Annotated in this window: 17 protein-coding genes; 7 read left to right on the top strand and 10 right to left on the bottom strand. The window is 36.5% G+C overall.

Annotated features, from left to right (window positions below; genetic code table 11):
- Nucleotides 1-22: 22 nt before the first annotated feature.
- Nucleotides 23-880: an acyl-CoA thioesterase II gene (tesB, locus tag AC0L5Q_RS12785; RefSeq protein ID WP_473609009.1), complete on the bottom strand. Its 858-nt coding sequence runs from the start codon at nucleotides 878-880 to the stop codon at nucleotides 23-25.
- Between the two features lie 232 nt (nucleotides 881-1,112).
- Between tesB and AC0L5Q_RS12780 the strand changes: the two genes are divergently transcribed.
- Nucleotides 1,113-1,364, top strand: a complete 252-nt coding sequence (locus AC0L5Q_RS12780; RefSeq protein WP_473609006.1) for a hypothetical protein — start codon at nucleotides 1,113-1,115, stop codon at nucleotides 1,362-1,364.
- Nucleotides 1,365-1,485: 121 nt separating this feature from the next.
- Here the strand turns inward: AC0L5Q_RS12780 and AC0L5Q_RS12775 are convergent, their stop codons facing one another.
- Both AC0L5Q_RS12775 and rhlB read right to left on the bottom strand, forming a co-directional pair.
- Nucleotides 1,486-2,988, bottom strand: coding sequence for a Ppx/GppA phosphatase family protein (locus tag AC0L5Q_RS12775; protein ID WP_473609003.1), 1,503 nt, complete (start codon nucleotides 2,986-2,988; stop codon nucleotides 1,486-1,488).
- A 6-nt stretch (nucleotides 2,989-2,994) separates the two neighbouring features.
- Nucleotides 2,995-4,257, bottom strand: coding sequence for an ATP-dependent RNA helicase RhlB (rhlB, locus tag AC0L5Q_RS12770; RefSeq protein WP_473608999.1), 1,263 nt, complete (start codon nucleotides 4,255-4,257; stop codon nucleotides 2,995-2,997).
- Nucleotides 4,258-4,508: 251 nt separating this feature from the next.
- On the opposite strand from rhlB, the gene rho reads away from it, so the two are divergent.
- From rho to AC0L5Q_RS12745, 5 genes are all read left to right on the top strand, one after another.
- Complete coding sequence (rho, locus tag AC0L5Q_RS12765) at nucleotides 4,509-5,768, top strand: transcription termination factor Rho (RefSeq protein WP_077339925.1); 1,260 nt, start codon at nucleotides 4,509-4,511, stop codon at nucleotides 5,766-5,768.
- Nucleotides 5,769-5,853: 85 nt separating this feature from the next.
- Complete coding sequence (ubiD, locus tag AC0L5Q_RS12760; RefSeq protein WP_473608992.1) at nucleotides 5,854-7,347, top strand: 4-hydroxy-3-polyprenylbenzoate decarboxylase; 1,494 nt, start codon at nucleotides 5,854-5,856, stop codon at nucleotides 7,345-7,347.
- Nucleotides 7,348-7,438: 91 nt separating this feature from the next.
- The gene (fre, locus tag AC0L5Q_RS12755; protein ID WP_473608989.1) at nucleotides 7,439-8,134 is read left to right on the top strand and encodes an NAD(P)H-flavin reductase; all 696 of its coding nucleotides are present in this window, start codon (nucleotides 7,439-7,441) and stop codon (nucleotides 8,132-8,134) included.
- 114 nt (nucleotides 8,135-8,248) lie between these two features.
- Complete coding sequence (arfA, locus tag AC0L5Q_RS12750; RefSeq protein WP_473608987.1) at nucleotides 8,249-8,446, top strand: alternative ribosome rescue factor ArfA; 198 nt, start codon at nucleotides 8,249-8,251, stop codon at nucleotides 8,444-8,446.
- Nucleotides 8,447-8,507: 61 nt separating this feature from the next.
- On the top strand, nucleotides 8,508-9,047 hold the full coding sequence (locus tag AC0L5Q_RS12745; protein WP_473608983.1) for a GNAT family N-acetyltransferase: 540 nt from the start codon (nucleotides 8,508-8,510) through the stop codon (nucleotides 9,045-9,047).
- 54 nt (nucleotides 9,048-9,101) lie between these two features.
- Here AC0L5Q_RS12745 and AC0L5Q_RS12740 read toward each other — a convergent pair whose 3' ends face one another.
- From AC0L5Q_RS12740 to AC0L5Q_RS12720, 5 genes are all read right to left on the bottom strand, one after another.
- Nucleotides 9,102-9,353 carry a YdcH family protein gene (locus AC0L5Q_RS12740; RefSeq protein WP_473608979.1) on the bottom strand — a complete coding sequence of 84 codons (252 nt, stop codon included), beginning with the start codon at nucleotides 9,351-9,353 and terminating at the stop codon, nucleotides 9,102-9,104.
- A 179-nt stretch (nucleotides 9,354-9,532) separates the two neighbouring features.
- Nucleotides 9,533-9,796 (bottom strand): cell division topological specificity factor MinE, encoded by a 264-nt coding sequence (gene minE, locus AC0L5Q_RS12735; RefSeq protein ID WP_077339931.1) that lies wholly within the window; start codon nucleotides 9,794-9,796, stop codon nucleotides 9,533-9,535.
- A gap of 2 nt (nucleotides 9,797-9,798) precedes the next feature.
- A complete protein-coding gene (gene minD / locus AC0L5Q_RS12730) occupies nucleotides 9,799-10,611 on the bottom strand; it encodes a septum site-determining protein MinD (protein ID WP_077339932.1) in 813 nt (270 codons plus the stop codon).
- 22 nt (nucleotides 10,612-10,633) lie between these two features.
- Entirely contained in the window at nucleotides 10,634-11,347 is a 714-nt protein-coding gene (minC, locus tag AC0L5Q_RS12725) for a septum site-determining protein MinC (RefSeq protein ID WP_473608969.1), read from the bottom strand.
- A 247-nt stretch (nucleotides 11,348-11,594) separates the two neighbouring features.
- Nucleotides 11,595-13,877, bottom strand: a complete 2,283-nt coding sequence (locus AC0L5Q_RS12720) for a S9 family peptidase (protein WP_473608965.1) — start codon at nucleotides 13,875-13,877, stop codon at nucleotides 11,595-11,597.
- Between the two features lie 221 nt (nucleotides 13,878-14,098).
- Between AC0L5Q_RS12720 and AC0L5Q_RS12715 the strand changes: the two genes are divergently transcribed.
- The gene (locus tag AC0L5Q_RS12715; protein ID WP_473608961.1) at nucleotides 14,099-14,458 is read left to right on the top strand and encodes a SpoIIAA family protein; all 360 of its coding nucleotides are present in this window, start codon (nucleotides 14,099-14,101) and stop codon (nucleotides 14,456-14,458) included.
- Here the strand turns inward: AC0L5Q_RS12715 and AC0L5Q_RS12710 are convergent.
- Nucleotides 14,448-15,041, bottom strand: coding sequence for a DUF938 domain-containing protein (locus AC0L5Q_RS12710; protein WP_473608956.1), 594 nt, complete (start codon nucleotides 15,039-15,041; stop codon nucleotides 14,448-14,450). The genes AC0L5Q_RS12715 and AC0L5Q_RS12710 overlap by 11 nt on opposite strands.
- Nucleotides 15,031-16,161 carry a GNAT family N-acetyltransferase gene (locus AC0L5Q_RS12705; protein ID WP_473608953.1) on the bottom strand — a complete coding sequence of 377 codons (1,131 nt, stop codon included), beginning with the start codon at nucleotides 16,159-16,161 and terminating at the stop codon, nucleotides 15,031-15,033. The genes AC0L5Q_RS12710 and AC0L5Q_RS12705 overlap by 11 nt, the downstream gene beginning before the upstream one ends.
- Nucleotides 16,162-16,169 lie beyond the last annotated feature (8 nt).

Here is a 16,169-nt window from a genome sequence, read left to right as displayed (position 1 = left end):
TTACAAGTAACCACTGAGACAACTAGCGTTGTCTTATCACACCTTCTTGCATCGTGGATGCAACTAACTCACCTTTTTGATTATAGATTTGTCCTTTCACTAAACCTCTTCCACCACAAGCCGACGGGCTATCAGTAGAATACAGCAACCATTCATCTATTTTAAAAGGGCGATGAAACCACATCGCGTGATCAACTGAAGCTATTTGAAAGTTAGGGTGCCAATGGCTAGCAGCATGAGGCATTAAAGACGTGGTTAAAAACTGGAAATCGGAACAGTAAGCTAGCATACAAAAGTGTGTGCGTGGATCATCAGACAACGAACCATTTGCTTTTATCCACATTTGGCAAAGTGGATCTGACTTTTCTGGATGCACCCAGTTGTATTCTTGCACGGGTCTAACTTCGATGGGCTTCTCGGCTAAAAATTTCCCGCGAATACTTTCAGGTATGTATTCTTGATGATCAAAAATAAAATCGTTATACGACTTAACGTCATCAGGTCCTGGCACGCTTGGCATAAGATCTTGATGTTCAAACCCTTTCTCTGCCACTTGAAATGATGCGGTCATATAAAATATAGGTTTACCATTTTGAATTGCTTTAATTCTTCTGGTGTTAAAACTCTTACCATCTCGTAGGTTTTCTACTTCGTAAACAACGGCTTTATTTGCATCACCTGCTCTTAAAAAGTATGAATGTAGTGAATGTATGACTCTATCTTCTGTAACCGTTTCCTGCGCTGCAGATACGGCTTGTCCCATAACTTGACCACCAAAAAGGGCCTTAAAGCCGAGATCTTGAGATTGACCTCTATAAATACCGTGTTCAATTTTTTCTAGCTGGAGTAAGGAGACTAATTCTGTTAATACTTGACCCATAATCTATAAACCCATATTTAAATAATGTAATGATTATACGTAGTGTTTTTAAATTTTATAATAAGTTTTTATTTAAATGACGTCATACAAATACTCATTGTTAACAAAATGTTAATAATGAGTAAGTTACTTGTTAGCTTGAAATTTAAACAGTTGCATAACGAATTAATCTAGAGTACGGTTGCGAACGTGAAGAAAAAACTTTTCTTGTTTTATCGTAAAGAGGTTAATTATGCAGGCGATTTTAGAAAGGGAGGCGTTATTAGAAAGGAGAGTAAGTGTAGAAGATCAATCTACTCTATGGGACAAGTTATCATTAGCACAAAAGTTTGCTGCTAGTAGCTTAACTCAATTTGGTTATGATCTGGCTTACATTCGAGAACAACAAGATGGTAGTACAGCAGTTTTATTATGTGACAATAATGCCGCTACTATATCATCTGACGGTGAAATTAATACTGCCCCAGCGATTCAAATTCGCTAACGGAAAATGACATAAATTTCTAGAGCAAGTTCCTCGAAAGAGCAACTTGATTTTTGCGTTATAGCTATTAATTTTATAATAAAACAGGTGCTATACCTATTTCATCAAAAATCTTCTTTTTTTATTCTAAATTGAGATCATCTAATAAACTTAACGATACGCCTAAAGTCCCTAAATATAAGCTTTCTTGTGTTAATTCATCAATCATCAACGGGTGAGACTTTAACCATTTTTGCGGTAAACGCAGAGAGATATTTCGATTACAAATATTGGTGGTGATAGTTGGAAGTTCATTGTCATTTCGTCTTTGACAAAAAATAATCGCCAATCTCAATATAATCAATAAATAACACGCATTTTTGTAGTTCGTGGCTGTTTGTTCTTTTAACTTACTCAAATCAATATTAGATTTTTGCAGTTGGATAAAGGTCGCGAGCAGTTGTTTATCAATTTGGTCAAATCCGGGTAAGTCGGCATTTTTTATTATATAAGCGCCATGCTCTTGTTGGTTTTTAAATTCGAGTAATAAACCAATTTCATGTAATGCGCAGCTCGCCAATAATAACTTAAAGCTGTTATCTTTTTTTAATGGCAAGTGTTCACTAAAGCTATCAAAAATAACTTGTGCTTGTTTTGATACGCGAGAAGCATGTTCTTTATCGACGTGAAATCGTTCAGCAAGGGAGTTTACCGTGCGCTGTCTAATGTTAATTTGGCGCATGTTAGGGAGCATTTCGTACAATAATCCTTCGCGTAGTGCACCGCTTGATAATTGTAACTCTGTTATATCTAAAGCTTCGAATACGGCAATAAGAATGGCTAAACCACTTGCAAAAACCGGTTGTCTATCGAGGGTTAAGCCAGTAATAGAAACATTATCAATATTTTTACTATTAATTAATGCACTCTCTAAAGAATATAAAAAAGACAGGGCAATAATAGCGGGTTGGTGATTAGCTCTAAGAATTTCAGCGAGGGCTTGAATAATACCTGAACTACTTAAAACTGATTGCCAACCAATATTTTTATATTCATCAGCTAAAGGCGCTAATATTTTCTTAGCTTCCTCTTTGGCTTTATCCATATTGTTTTTTGATAGCTCGCCACCAATAAAATATTGCTGGTTAAATGTAACACAGCCCATATTTACGCTAGACACTTTAATGGCATCAAACGCGTTGCCAACAATGAGTTCTGTGCTGGCCCCACCTATATCTAAAACCAGTCTTTTGTCTTCACTCGCACTTGTATGAGCAACACCCAGATAAATATTCTCTGCTTCTTGTAAGCCTGAGAGCACTATAATTTTACGGCCCAGTACTTTTTCTGCTTTATCAATAAATTCTTGTGAGTTAGTTGCTAACCTTAGCGTCGCAGTGGCAACAATTCTAATATTATCAGGAGGTATGTCTTGTAGGCGTTCAGCAAAAAAATGTAAACATTCTAAACCGCGTAACATAGCTTCGTTACTGAGTTTATTTTTATGGTTTAATCCTGATGCTAAACGTACTTTTCTTTTAACTTTATCTACAGTTTGTACACTATTAGCAACTAATCGGGTTATTAACATATGAAAACTGTTAGAACCCAAATCAAGAACGGCATATAAAGGAGACATTGTCATAAATAATTAACTTCTACGAGCTTTATTATATTGTGAACGTCCTCTGTTTTGACCGCCATTATGCGGTTTATGACGACGAATCACTGGTTTTGGTGTTGGAAAGTCTGTAATTAATGATTCTGGATCATATTTACTTACAGGTAGTGAATGTTCTATATAAGTTTCAATTGCGGGTAAGTTAAATACTGAATCTTCACAAGCAAAACTAATCGCTTGTCCTGAAGCTCCAGCTCTACCAGTTCTACCTATGCGGTGAACATAATCTTCACAATCGTCAGGTAAGTCGTAGTTAAAAACATGGGTTACTAGTGGTATATGTAAACCACGCGCGGCAACATCAGTTGCAACTAACACGTCTAATTGCCCATTTGTAAATCGCTCAAGAATTTTTAAGCGTTTATTTTGCGGTACGTCACCTGTTAATAAACCAACACGTATACCATCAGCATCTAAGTGCGCATGTAATCTTTCACAAACGTGTTTTGTATTCGCAAATATAATGGCTTTTTCTGGCCACTCTTCTTCAAGTAAAGTTTGTAATAATCGCATTTTATCTTCATTTGAAGGATAAAATAGCTCTTCAGAGATGCGAATATTGGTTTTTTGATCAGGTTCTACTTCAACGCTAACAGGATCATTCATATGTTCGAATGCTAATTCTTTTACTCTAAAAGAAAGTGTTGCTGAAAATAGCATGCTTAAACGTTCAGTTGCCGGAGGCATTTTATTGAACATATAACGGATATCTTTAATAAAGCCTAAATCAAACATGCGATCTGCTTCATCAAGTACAATAACTTCAATATTGCCTAAGTTATATATCCCTTGTTTTAAGTAATCGAGTAAACGACCACAAGTACCAATAAGAATATCAACTCCGTTTTCTAATTCTTGGCGTTGTGATTCGTAACCTTCACCACCGTAAACAACTGCTACTTTTAAGCCACTCGCTTTTGCCATTTCTATAGCATCTCGGTGTATTTGTATGGCTAATTCACGTGTTGGAGCCATGATCAAAGCACGAGGCTGATTATGCTCAGGTTTAGGTTTAGTGAGTAAGGTGTGGAATGTTGCCGCTAAAAAGGCAATAGTTTTACCTTCGCCTGTTTGTGCTTGGCCTGCAATGTCAGTACCTTTTACTAATACAGGCAAGGACTTAGCTTGAATGGATGTGCAGTATTCAAACCCCATTTGATTGAGGCCTTCTATTACTTGCGGCGCAAGATCAAGTTCTGAGAACTTTATTTCTGATAAGTGTGTTTTTTTCATGGCGCTAGCTTAACAGGTTCGTTGGTTAATAAAAAATAGTATTGAAGTCTTTAAAGTGATAAAAAGCACGATATATTTAATTTTTTACTATAATATTCAAAAAATAGAACGATAAATAGGATCTTCCTTTACCTATTTACAAAATAGTGCTAAATTTGTTCTTCAAGAATACCTTAACAACTCCAACCCAATCGTTTATCGCATAATACATTGTGTATCACAACGTAAAACTAGTTTAAGAACCTCCTAATATGAATCTTACCGAACTTAAAGAAAAATCAATCAGTGAATTGGTTGAATTAGCCGAATCAATGAAATTAGAGCACTTAGCTCGCACTCGTAAACAAGATATTATTTTTGCTATTTTAAAATCACATGCCAAAAGTGGTGAAGATATATTTGGCGGTGGCGTACTAGAAATACTACAAGATGGATTTGGTTTCTTACGTTCTGCTGACTCATCGTACTTAGCTGGACCAGACGATATATATGTATCACCGAGTCAAATTAGACGCTTTAGTATGCGTACAGGTGATAGTATCCACGGAAAGATTCGACCACCCAAAGACGGCGAACGTTATTTTGCCCTCTTAAAAGTTAACGAAGTAAATTTTGACCGTCCTGAAAACACTCGCAATAAAATCCTTTTTGAAAACCTAACTCCTATCCACCCTATCGGCCGTTTAACCATGGAACGTGGTAATGGTTCTACAGAAGATATTACAGCACGAGTTTTAGATTTAGCTTCACCTATAGGTAAAGGTCAACGTGGACTGATTGTTGCTCCACCTAAAGCAGGTAAAACGCTTTTATTACAAAATATTGCGCAAAGTATTGCCCACAATAATCCTGACTGCGAATTAATGGTATTACTTATTGATGAACGTCCGGAAGAAGTAACTGAAATGCAACGCTTGGTTAAAGGCGAAGTTATCGCTTCTACTTTTGATGAACCAGCAAGTCGTCACGTTCAAGTAGCCGAAATGGTAATTGAAAAAGCTAAACGTTTAGTTGAGCATAAAAAAGACGTTGTTATTTTATTAGATTCAATTACCCGTTTAGCACGTGCTTACAACACGGTAATTCCTTCGTCAGGTAAAATCCTTACTGGTGGTGTTGATGCCAATGCATTACATCGCCCGAAACGATTTTTTGGTGCGGCTCGTAAAATTGAAGAAGGTGGTAGTTTAACTATTATCGCTACTGCTCTTGTAGATACGGGTTCTAAAATGGACGAAGTTATTTACGAAGAGTTTAAAGGTACGGGTAATATGGAATTACATCTTTCTCGTAAAATTGCTGAAAAACGTGTATTCCCAGCGATTCACTTTAACCGCAGTGGTACTCGTCGTGAAGAATTACTCACTAAGCCTGATGAACTACAAAAAATGTGGATTTTACGCAAAATAGTTCATGAAATGGGCGAGATTGATGCTATGGAGTTTATGATTGATAAGCTGGCCATGACCAAAACAAATAATGAGTTTTTCGATTCAATGAAAAGAAAATAACACTGATTCATTTGTTAATACGCCAGCAATCAATGCTGGCGTTTTCGTTTTTAAATAGCTCACTCTTTACTATAAGTTTATTTCTATGAAATACAGTGACTTGCGCGACTTTATAGCGCAATTAGAAAAAATAGGTCAACTTAAACGTATATCTAAACCGATATCGACTGAATTAGCCATGACCGAAATAAGTGATAGAACATTACGCTTAGGTGGTCCGGCACTATTATTTGAAAATCCTGTGGGTCATACCATTCCCGTATTAACAAACCTTTTTGGTACTCCAGAGCGTGTCGCTTTAGCTATGGGGCAACCTGATGTAAATGCTTTAAGAGATGTGGGCAAGTTGTTGGCGATGCTAAAAGAGCCTGAACCGCCAAAAGGTTTTAGAGACGCATTATCAAAAATACCTGTATATAAACAAGTATTAAATATGCCCGTTAAAGTGGTTAAAAAGCCACTTTGTCAGCAAGTTGTTATTGAAGGTGATGATGTAGACTTAACAGCTTTACCTATTCAAACTTGTTGGCCTGGCGATGTTGCTCCACTTATTACGTGGGGTTTAACAGTTACACGTGGCCCTCATAAGGAACGCCAAAACCTCGGTATTTATCGTCAGCAGTTATTAGGTAAAAATAAGCTAATTATGCGTTGGTTATCTCATCGTGGTGGTGCATTAGATTTTCAAGAATGGAAAAAAGAACATCCGGGTGAAAAGTTTCCTGTATCTGTCGCTTTAGGCGCTGATCCTGCTACTATTTTAGGCGCAGTAACTCCAGTACCTGATACCTTGTCCGAATATGCTTTTGCTGGATTGTTACGAGGCAGTAAAACAGAAGTAGCCAAATGTATTAGTAATAATTTAGAAGTACCTGCTACTGCCGAAATTGTATTGGAAGGCTATTTAGATCCTGATGAAATAGCGCCTGAAGGTCCTTATGGTGATCACACCGGTTATTACAATGAAGTGGACAATTTCCCAGTATTTACGGTAACACATATTACGCATCGTAAAGATCCTATTTACCATAGTACATACACAGGTAGACCGCCTGATGAGCCTGCTATTTTAGGTGTAGCTTTAAATGAAGTATTTGTGCCTATTTTACAAAAGCAATTTCCTGAAATTCAAGACTTTTACTTACCGCCAGAAGGCTGTTCGTATCGTTTAGCTGTAGTAACCATCAAGAAGCAATATGCGGGTCATGCTAAGCGTGTCATGATGGGCGTTTGGTCATTCTTACGTCAATTTATGTACACTAAATTTGTTATTGTGTGTGACGACGATATAAATGCGCGAGATTGGAAAGATGTGATTTGGGCTATGACTACACGCATGGATCCAAGCCGTGACACCGTGCTGATTGAAAACACACCTATCGACTATTTAGATTTTGCCTCTCCAGTTTCTGGTTTAGGTTCTAAAATGGGATTAGATGCCACCAACAAATGGCCAGGTGAAACCAATCGCGAATGGGGAGAACCTATCGTGATGACAGAAGCAATTAAAGACGAAGTTGATGGCTTATGGGATGAGCTAAATATATTCGGCGATACAAACGAAGAAAAAAACACATAAGTGACTAAGGTCATTATTTATAGATTCTATACTGATTTCATCAAAAAAATTATTAATGATATGAGTATTTTAAGTGGTTAAGGTTTAACAAATGAATGTAATTAAGTGCCAGGTCGCTTCATTAGAAGCACTTACTCCCTATGTATATAAGGTTTTGTTAAAACCTGAACAAGCAGTAAATTTTATGCCGGGGCAATATTTAAATTTTGTCTTGAGTGATGATGACAAGCGACCTTTTTCTATCGCAAGTTCACCAAATAACGAATTGATTGAATTACAAATAGGTGCTTTTTCTGCAGATAGCTACCCTATGCAAGTGATCGAACATATTAAAAATAATCAAGAAGTCACAGTTGAATTACCACTGGGTAATGCGCAATTACGTGAAGAAAGTACTAAACCTTTATTATTAATTGCTGGTGGTACAGGATTTTCTTATATCAAATCTATGTTTGAGTACTTATCTCAAGAACAGTCTTCAAGAAAAGTAGTCGTATATTGGGGTCTTCGTGAACCTAGTGCTTGTTATGAATTAGACGAATCAGCTGCCATTATCGCTAAGCTAAATGAAGGCGAGTTTCATACGGTAGTTGAAACACCACACGATGACTGGACTGGCAAAGTAGGTATGGTTCATAAAGTGGTAATGAATGATATTAAAAACCTAGAAGATTACGATATTTATCTTGCTGGCCGCTTTGAAATGGTAGGGGTAGTAAGAGATGACTTTGTTGCGCGCGGAGTCAATAAAGACAACATGTTTGCGGATGCTTTCGCTTACATCTAATAGTTAAAAATTATTATAGCTTTTTTAAAACTATGCGCCTAGAATGCGCGCGTAATAACCGAGGTTACTACGCGCGCATTTTTTGTATTAAATTTAAACTAAAAGAGAAATAAAATGAAAAGTAAAAAACAAACCAATAAAGCTCAAGTTGAGTTAGGACGAGGCACTATCAAAGATAATTTTTTAGCTGCTATGGTTACTTCTAAACTTTATAAACAGCAAATTGTTCAACCTAAAAAAGGTAAAGGTGCATATCAACGTAAAGCTAAATTTTCGAATAAAGGCCAAGAGTCTTATTTAATAGCTGCTTAATTGTTATAAGTTAAGTTGTTATTAGATAAGGCTTTCTACATTTTTTAAACTCAGTTTACGTATGCTATATCCTATTGAACTTCATACCGAAAGACTATTGTTAAGGCAATGGCGCGCTAGCGATTTTAAGCCTTTTGCACAAATGAACGCCTGTGCAAAGGTGATGAAATACTTCCCTCGGCTATTAACTCAAGATGAGAGTAACGCTATAGCAAATAAACTCGCTGGTTTTATTGATGAGAAAGGTTGGGGCTTTTGGGCGGTTGAAGAAAAACAGAGCAATCAATTTATTGGTTTTACGGGTTTGAAACAAACACCTGAATGCTTACCGTTTTCACCCGCTGTTGAAATTGGTTGGCGTTTCGATAGTCAATATTGGCATAATGGCTATGCAACAGAGGCTGCTAAAAAGTCACTTGAATTTGCTTTTAATGAGTTAAAACTTACCGAAGTGGTATCTTTTACGGCTAAGGTAAATAAGCCATCAGAGAAAGTTATGCAGCGTATTGGAATGGAAAATACGGGGATTACGTTTAATCATCCTTTAGTGGATATAAACAGCGCTTTACTTGAGCATGTTTTGTATAAAACTTGTCAGTAAATACTGTTAATTAAAGTAAAGAGGAGTACGGTGGCTCCTCTTTAAATAAGATATTTAAGCAGAGACCTGCTCTTTTTTAATGATGGCAAACAACGCATCTTTTAAGCTTAAACGTTTGATTTTTTGTTGGTCTAAATACTCATCAGAGGTATTTTCGACTCCTTGCTCAATTTTAACAACCTCATTATTGAGTTCATGATATTCGTTAAAGAGTTTAGCGAAGTGGTTGTTCGTCATTTTTAAATGATGGATTTCTTTACTGTATTCAGGGAATTCGTGGTGTAGATCATGTTTTTGTAACGTCATTATATATCCTTGTTTACTTGCTGTTCTTTAATGTTAAGTGTATTCCTCCATTGTTATTGTGTATTGATCTGGCTCAACTTTTAATGAATGTTTTATAGTCAATTTTGCGCATAAAAAAGGGGAGTTAACTCCCCTTAATCATTCTAACGGTATTAGAATCTTTACTTAATGTTCGATGTTTAGCGTTTATCGTCAGGTAAAGTAATGTTGAGTTCTAATACGCTTAAATTATCATTTTTATTGTCTAGATTAACCGTGACCTGATCTGAATCAATGGGTACATATCGACGGATAACATCAATAATATCTTGCTTCATTGCAGGTAAATAATCAGGACTATTACGTTGTCCACGCTCGTGAGCAACAATAATTTGAAGTCGCTCTTTCGCTGTTTGAGCGGTTTGCGTAGTTTTTTTACTTCGAAAATAATCTAAAAGAGACATGTTTAACCTCCAAATAAGCGGCGCAGTAAGCTTTTCTTTTCTTCTTCTATAAAACGGAATTCAACTTTTTCACCAATTAAACGATCTACAGCGTCTCCGTATGCAAGGCCAGCATCACTTTCAGTATCTAGAATAACAGGAGAACCTGAGTTAGATGCTTTTAATACAGCAGGTGACTCAGGAATAACGCCAAGTAATGGAATTGCTAAAATGTCTAATACATCTTCTACACTTAGCATATCGCCACGTGTTACACGCTCTGGGTTGTAGCGTGTTAATAATAGATGTTCTTTAACGGGCTCTTTGCCCTGTTCTGCACGTTGTGATTTGCTTGCTAACATACCTAAAATACGGTCTGAATCTCGTACTGATGATACTTCAGGGTTTGTTGTTACTATGGCTTCGTCAGCGAAATAAAGCGCCATAATTGCGCCCGTTTCAATACCTGCTGGTGAGTCGCATACAATATATTCAAAGCCAGCTTCAGCAAGATCATCTAATACTTTTTGAACGCCTTCTTTATTTAGCGCGTCTTTGTCACGTGTTTGTGACGCAGGTAGTATTGATAGATTTGGCGTGCGTTTGTCTTTAATTAAGGCTTGATTAAGTGTTGCTTCACCTTTAATCACGTTAACAAAGTCATAAACTACTCTACGTTCGCAACCCATAATTAAATCTAAATTACGTAATCCAATATCAAAATCGATAATTACGGTTTTAAAGCCTTTTATAGCTAGACCTGTGCCTATTGCAGCACTAGAAGTTGTTTTACCAACTCCGCCTTTACCTGAGGTCACAACGATAACCTTAGCCATGATTTTTCCTTTCTTAGTTTTTCTAATTTAATGGGTTAAATACAATTTTTTGATCTTCAACTTGAATACATTGCGGTAAATTTGCATGCTCAGTTAGTTGTTCGTTTAGCATGTAAACACCGGCAATAGACACCAGTTCAGCTTGTAAGTTTTGACAGAATATTTTACTTTCGCTTTGTCCGCTTGCACCCGCAATAGCTCTACCGCGGATAGTCCCGTATACATGAATGTTGCCATCAGCAATAACTTCAGCCCCATTACCTACAGAGCCCATAATGATGAGGTCTGTATTTTTAGCATAAATTTGTTGGCCAGAACGAATTTGGCCTTTAATAATTTTTGTTGGGGTATTTTCAATAACGGTTGTTTCAACAGGAGTTTGTACTTCTGGTTGTGTTTTTTGAATTTCTGTACGTTTATTTTGTAGCGCAGAGCCTTTGTTAACTATGGCTAGGCCAGCATCTTGTGCTGCTTTTTTTTGCTCAGGAGATGTATGACCGCATATACCAACAAGTACAAAATTATTATTTTCGATAATTTGTTTGAGGGCTGTAAAATCAAAAAACGTTTCAATTTCACTAATATCAGCAACAACGGGAGCACATTTGAAAAACTGAGGCGCTTGCGCAATTTTATTTTTTAGTTGGGAATCTAATAACGTTAAATCGTTTTTTTCGATGCGTATAACGGAAAGGGTGAAGTTAGTTCCCTTGAATTCTATTTCCTGTTCAGACATGAACAGTGGTTTCCTTTTATAGTGTATTTTCTGATGATGAAAACTAGGTTAAAAACAGTGCTTGATAGCATATTAGTATCAGAGACTATGCACAAGTAGAATAATACTTACAAGTGTATAAAAGTGTAAAATAACGTCATTTTGTTTTCTTTTTGTACAGATGAATTAGTGGGGTAAGATTTACGCTGTAAAGCAGGAAAGTATGGAAGAAAGGGAGTTGATACTCCCTTTTTATTGACAACTGGTTTTATTTTACGGTTGAACTAAAGTTAAACTCTTTAGGAGGCGTTGCTCCCATTAAATGTGTAACAAAATAATCCCAACGCTTACGTACCATGTAAGGTTCTCGGGCAAAACCATGACCTCTATTGGGTAACATTAACATGTCAAAATCTTTGTTAGCTTCTATCAGGGCTTCAACCACCATTAATGTGTTGTATGGTGTAACGTTGGTATCTAATGTTCCGTGCACGAGTAAGAGCTTACCTTTAAGTTTGTCGGCAAAAAGTTGATTGGCTTGGCTGTCATAATTTGTGGTTTTGTTTTCGTTGTTAACTAATAAACCGTGGTATTTTTCACCCCATTCATCAGCATAGTTACGGTTGTCGTGATTACCCGCTTCTGAAACGGCAACTTTATAAAAATCAGGGTAACTGAACATGGCTTTTGTTGATGCAAAACCACCGCCTGAATGTCCCCAAATTCCCACACGATCAATATCTATCCATGAGTGTTGTTCAGCGAGCTGTTTAATTGCTGCTACTTGATCCGGCAAACCACTGTCGCCCATGTTGGCGTAATAAAATTCATGAAAACTTTTTGAACGCCCAGGTGTACCTAAAGCGTCAATTTCTACTACGATAAAGCCTAGTTCAGCTAAGGCCTGATTGTCGCCTCTAGCGGTTCTGAAATGGCGACCTCGAATACTTCCTACTTGTGGTCCTGGATAAATATAGTTAACAACAGGATAGCTTTTGTTTTTATCAAAATGACTTGGTTTGTAGAGTAAACCATAAATGTTATGCTCGTTGTTGCGATCTTTAACAATAAATGGTGTTGGTGGAGCCCAGCCAGTTGAAATAAGTTGGCTAATATCCATAGTCTCTAGCGTAAACTTTTCATTTGATTGTGTTTTACGTACAACGCTGACTTCTGCTTGTTCTGGGGTCGAAAAGCGATCTAAAAAATAAGTGCTATCTTCATTCATGGTCACACGATGATGTTTTTTCTCAGGAGTTAGTAAAGTAAGGTTTTTACCGTTTTTGTTTATGCTATAAAGGTAGTTAAAATAAGGATCTCCACCTTCACGACCTGCACCAGTAAAATATAATGTATCTGTTTTTTCATCTACGTTGAGCAATTCAAGAACGGTCCAGTCACCTTGGGTTATTTGGTTTTTAATTTTGCCTGTTTTGCTATCAATTAGATAAAAATGTCCCCAATTACTACGCTGAGAAAACCAAATAAATTCATTGGTTTTATCAAGGTATTTCCAACTGATGGCACTAACGCCTGATTCAAAAAAGCTGTCTTCTGTTTCTGAATAAACGGTTTTGACTTGTCCGTTTTCTGCATTGGCAATTTTTAATGTAGCGGTTTTATGATCTCGGCTTGAAGAAATAAAGGCGAAGCTTTTGCTGTTATGTGCCCAATCTATATCAAGAAATTCACCATTATTGCCTGCCACGTGATCGGTAATTGATGAACGATGTGGATCTGCTGGCATATCTAACGGAATGATTTTTTGCTTTTGTACATCAATAACAACACGATGTATGGCAAATATATGTTCGTCGCCGGGTAAAGGGTATTTCCACTGATCTATTGTAGGGTGTCCAACGTTTGTTGATACTAGCGCCATATCACCGACATTGCGACTGTCATGCTTAAAGGTAGCTAATTTGGTTGAGTCAGGCGACCATTTAACTACTGGCGTATCTTTACGTATCCAACCCGCGTTATTTGTTGCATACCCAAAATCTTTAATACCATCTTTGGTTAGTTGCACTTCTTTATTGGTTTTTAAATTACGAGACCATAAGTTGTAGTCGCGTATAAAAACAGCCAATTTACCGTCTGGAGAAATCATTTCGTTTGATTTTTTCGCATCAGTATCAGGTGCACATAAGTAATTTTCTAAATCACAAAGATAGTTTTTATCTTTTATTTTAACGGCTATTTTATTGTTAAGACTTACTGTAAATGTACTAAATGGTAGATCGTAAGCGTTTACTTCAGCGTCAGTTATAACAGCTAGCGCTTTCGATAATTTATTATGATCAAAGGCTAATTTTTTTTGTTTTGTTGTAGGGTTAACTTCAAAAAATTGCTCACCTTTTTTAGTACGTGATTTATAAAACAAACGGTTGTTATGCCAAAAAGGACTTTCTACTGTCCCAGTAACGAGCTTATCCGTATATTTTGATAGTTGCTTTTCAGCTTTTTGATAATCAGAAGTGCTTAGTTGTGCTGCTAATAGTGATGTTGAGGGGAGAGACATAAGTAATAGTACAGTAATTTTTTTTAACATAGTTATAGCCTTATATTTGAGACATACGAAGCTCAATATTTTTTCCGATAAGCTAGCATAATCAATGCATATTATAAGAGAAAATCTGTTAGTGGTGATTTATTTACGATAAATGGCGTATATTTTAAAAGGAGGTTTTGATTAATTTTTGTATTTAAAAAAATATTAACACTTGATGGATATTTGAGCTAAACTTCATTTCACATTAACAAGGAGGTGATATGATAGAAATACATCATAAAAATAATACACTTATTACCCAAGTACACGGAACGTTTACCAAAGAACATTTTAACAACGCGTTTATTCCAATATTTGAAGCAATGTTAAAAGAATTTCCTGAAGTAAATATTGTTTTAAAATTAAATAATGAGTTAACTGGATGGACGTTGCTGATATTATTGAAACAATTTAAGCAATACATTGCTCCATATAATGGTATTAACCGCTTAGCGATTGTAAGCGATAGCCGTTTGTTAAAATGGAAATTTAGTTTATTTCAGCTGCGTTCTTGTGTTTCTACCGAGCGCTTTCTCAATAAAGACATTGAAAAAGCGAAGGCTTGGTTAGCTATTGGTTAACAAACTCTAATAAGCGATTATTTGCTGGCATTTCGTGATCTTTAACGAGTGTCAGCCCTGCCTTTTCAGCTAATGTTAAAACGGCTTCAAAATCGCGTATCCCACTCAATTCATTCTGTTGTTTTAACCATAACTCAAAGTTAGCATTACTTTCGCTAGTAAATTTACCTTGGTAGTTGAATGGGCCATAAATACAGAGCTTACCTTTAGGAAGTAAGTGCTTTTTTACGCCTTCAAAAAAAGCGATTACCAGTTCCCAGCTGACTATATGCAATGTATTAGCGGTGTATATTGCTGTTGTATGTTCAATTGGCCATGGCTTTGATAAATCAAGTGCTAAAGGGGGCTGTAAATTATTGGAGGGGTATTCGGCTATCCATTGATTTATACCATTATGATTTACTGGTAGATCACTTGTTTGCCAATTTACATGAGCAAGCTGTTTGGCAAAATATACAGCATGTTGCCCAGTGCCTGAACCAATTTCTAACACTGAATCAGCGGTGGAAAATGCTTGCTGTAAAATAGGTAGGATGTAGGGTTTGTTATTTTCAGACGCTTGCGAAAAAGGTTTATTGGTCATTGCCAGTATCCTGATTGTTTTTGAAAGGTAATGATAAAGCACATTGCTGCGCGTAATTTACCATATGAGCTTGTTCACGTTTGCAAAAATCTTTAATGGCGGGCTGAAATCCTGAATGTTTGATCCAATGGTATGAATACGTCATAACAGGTTCAAAGCCTCGTTGAATTTTGTGCTCGCCTTGTGTGCCGGGGTTAAAGCTTTGTAAATTATGTTTAATGCAAAACTCTATACCTTGGTAATAACACAATTCAAAATGTAAATTAGAAAACGATTCTGTAGAGCCCCAATAGCGACCATATAAATGACTTTCGTCATAAAAAAACAATGCACAAGCAACGTCGGTATCATTATGACTTGCAATAAAAAGTACGATATTTGCGGGTAATGTTTGAAAGATACGCTCGAAAAATTCATAACTTAAATGCGGTGTATGTTGTCGTTTTAAATAGGTGAGTTGGTAGGTTAAATAAAAAAAGTCGAGTTCTTGTTTAGTTATTTGATCACCTGTTACCTGCCGTATACTAATGTTTTGCTTTTTTATTGATTCACGCTCTTTACGTGTGTTCTTTCTTTTACGAGCGGTAAAGGTTGAAAGATATTCATCAAACGACTTATAGTTTTTATTAAACCAATGAAATTGAACGGTATTACGTTCATATACATCACTTGGGATATTCTCTATTTTAGGGCAAAAAAGTAAGTGCCAACTCGCAATGTTGTGTTCGCTACAGTAGTCGCTTAAGGGTTGTAAAATATCGCGATGAGTAAGGGTTTGCGATATTAATTTATTAGAGCTTACGGGCGTAAATGGAATGGTACTGACTAACTTAGGGTAATATTCTAAGTCGTGCTCTTCATAAGCTCTCGCCCAATCCCAATCAAATACGTATTCTCCCCAAGAATGCGTTTTAAGGTACAAGGGTAAAACCGCTTCTACTTTGTCATCTTGGTGAATGGTTAAATGATGGGGTTGCCAGCCACGTGTTAAACTTGCTGATTCACTTACTTCTAATGCTTCAAAAAAATGATACGACAAAAAAGGATTGTTCGACGTATTTAACGCGTCCCATGCTTGTTGAGGTATGTTTGAAAAAGAGCGTTTGAATTCAGCAATCATAAGGTTTT

The organism is Pseudocolwellia sp. G5-9 (genome assembly GCF_055808995.1).
The sequence above is the reverse complement of the archived record's forward strand: the minus strand, read 5'-3'. Positions and strand labels throughout refer to the sequence as shown.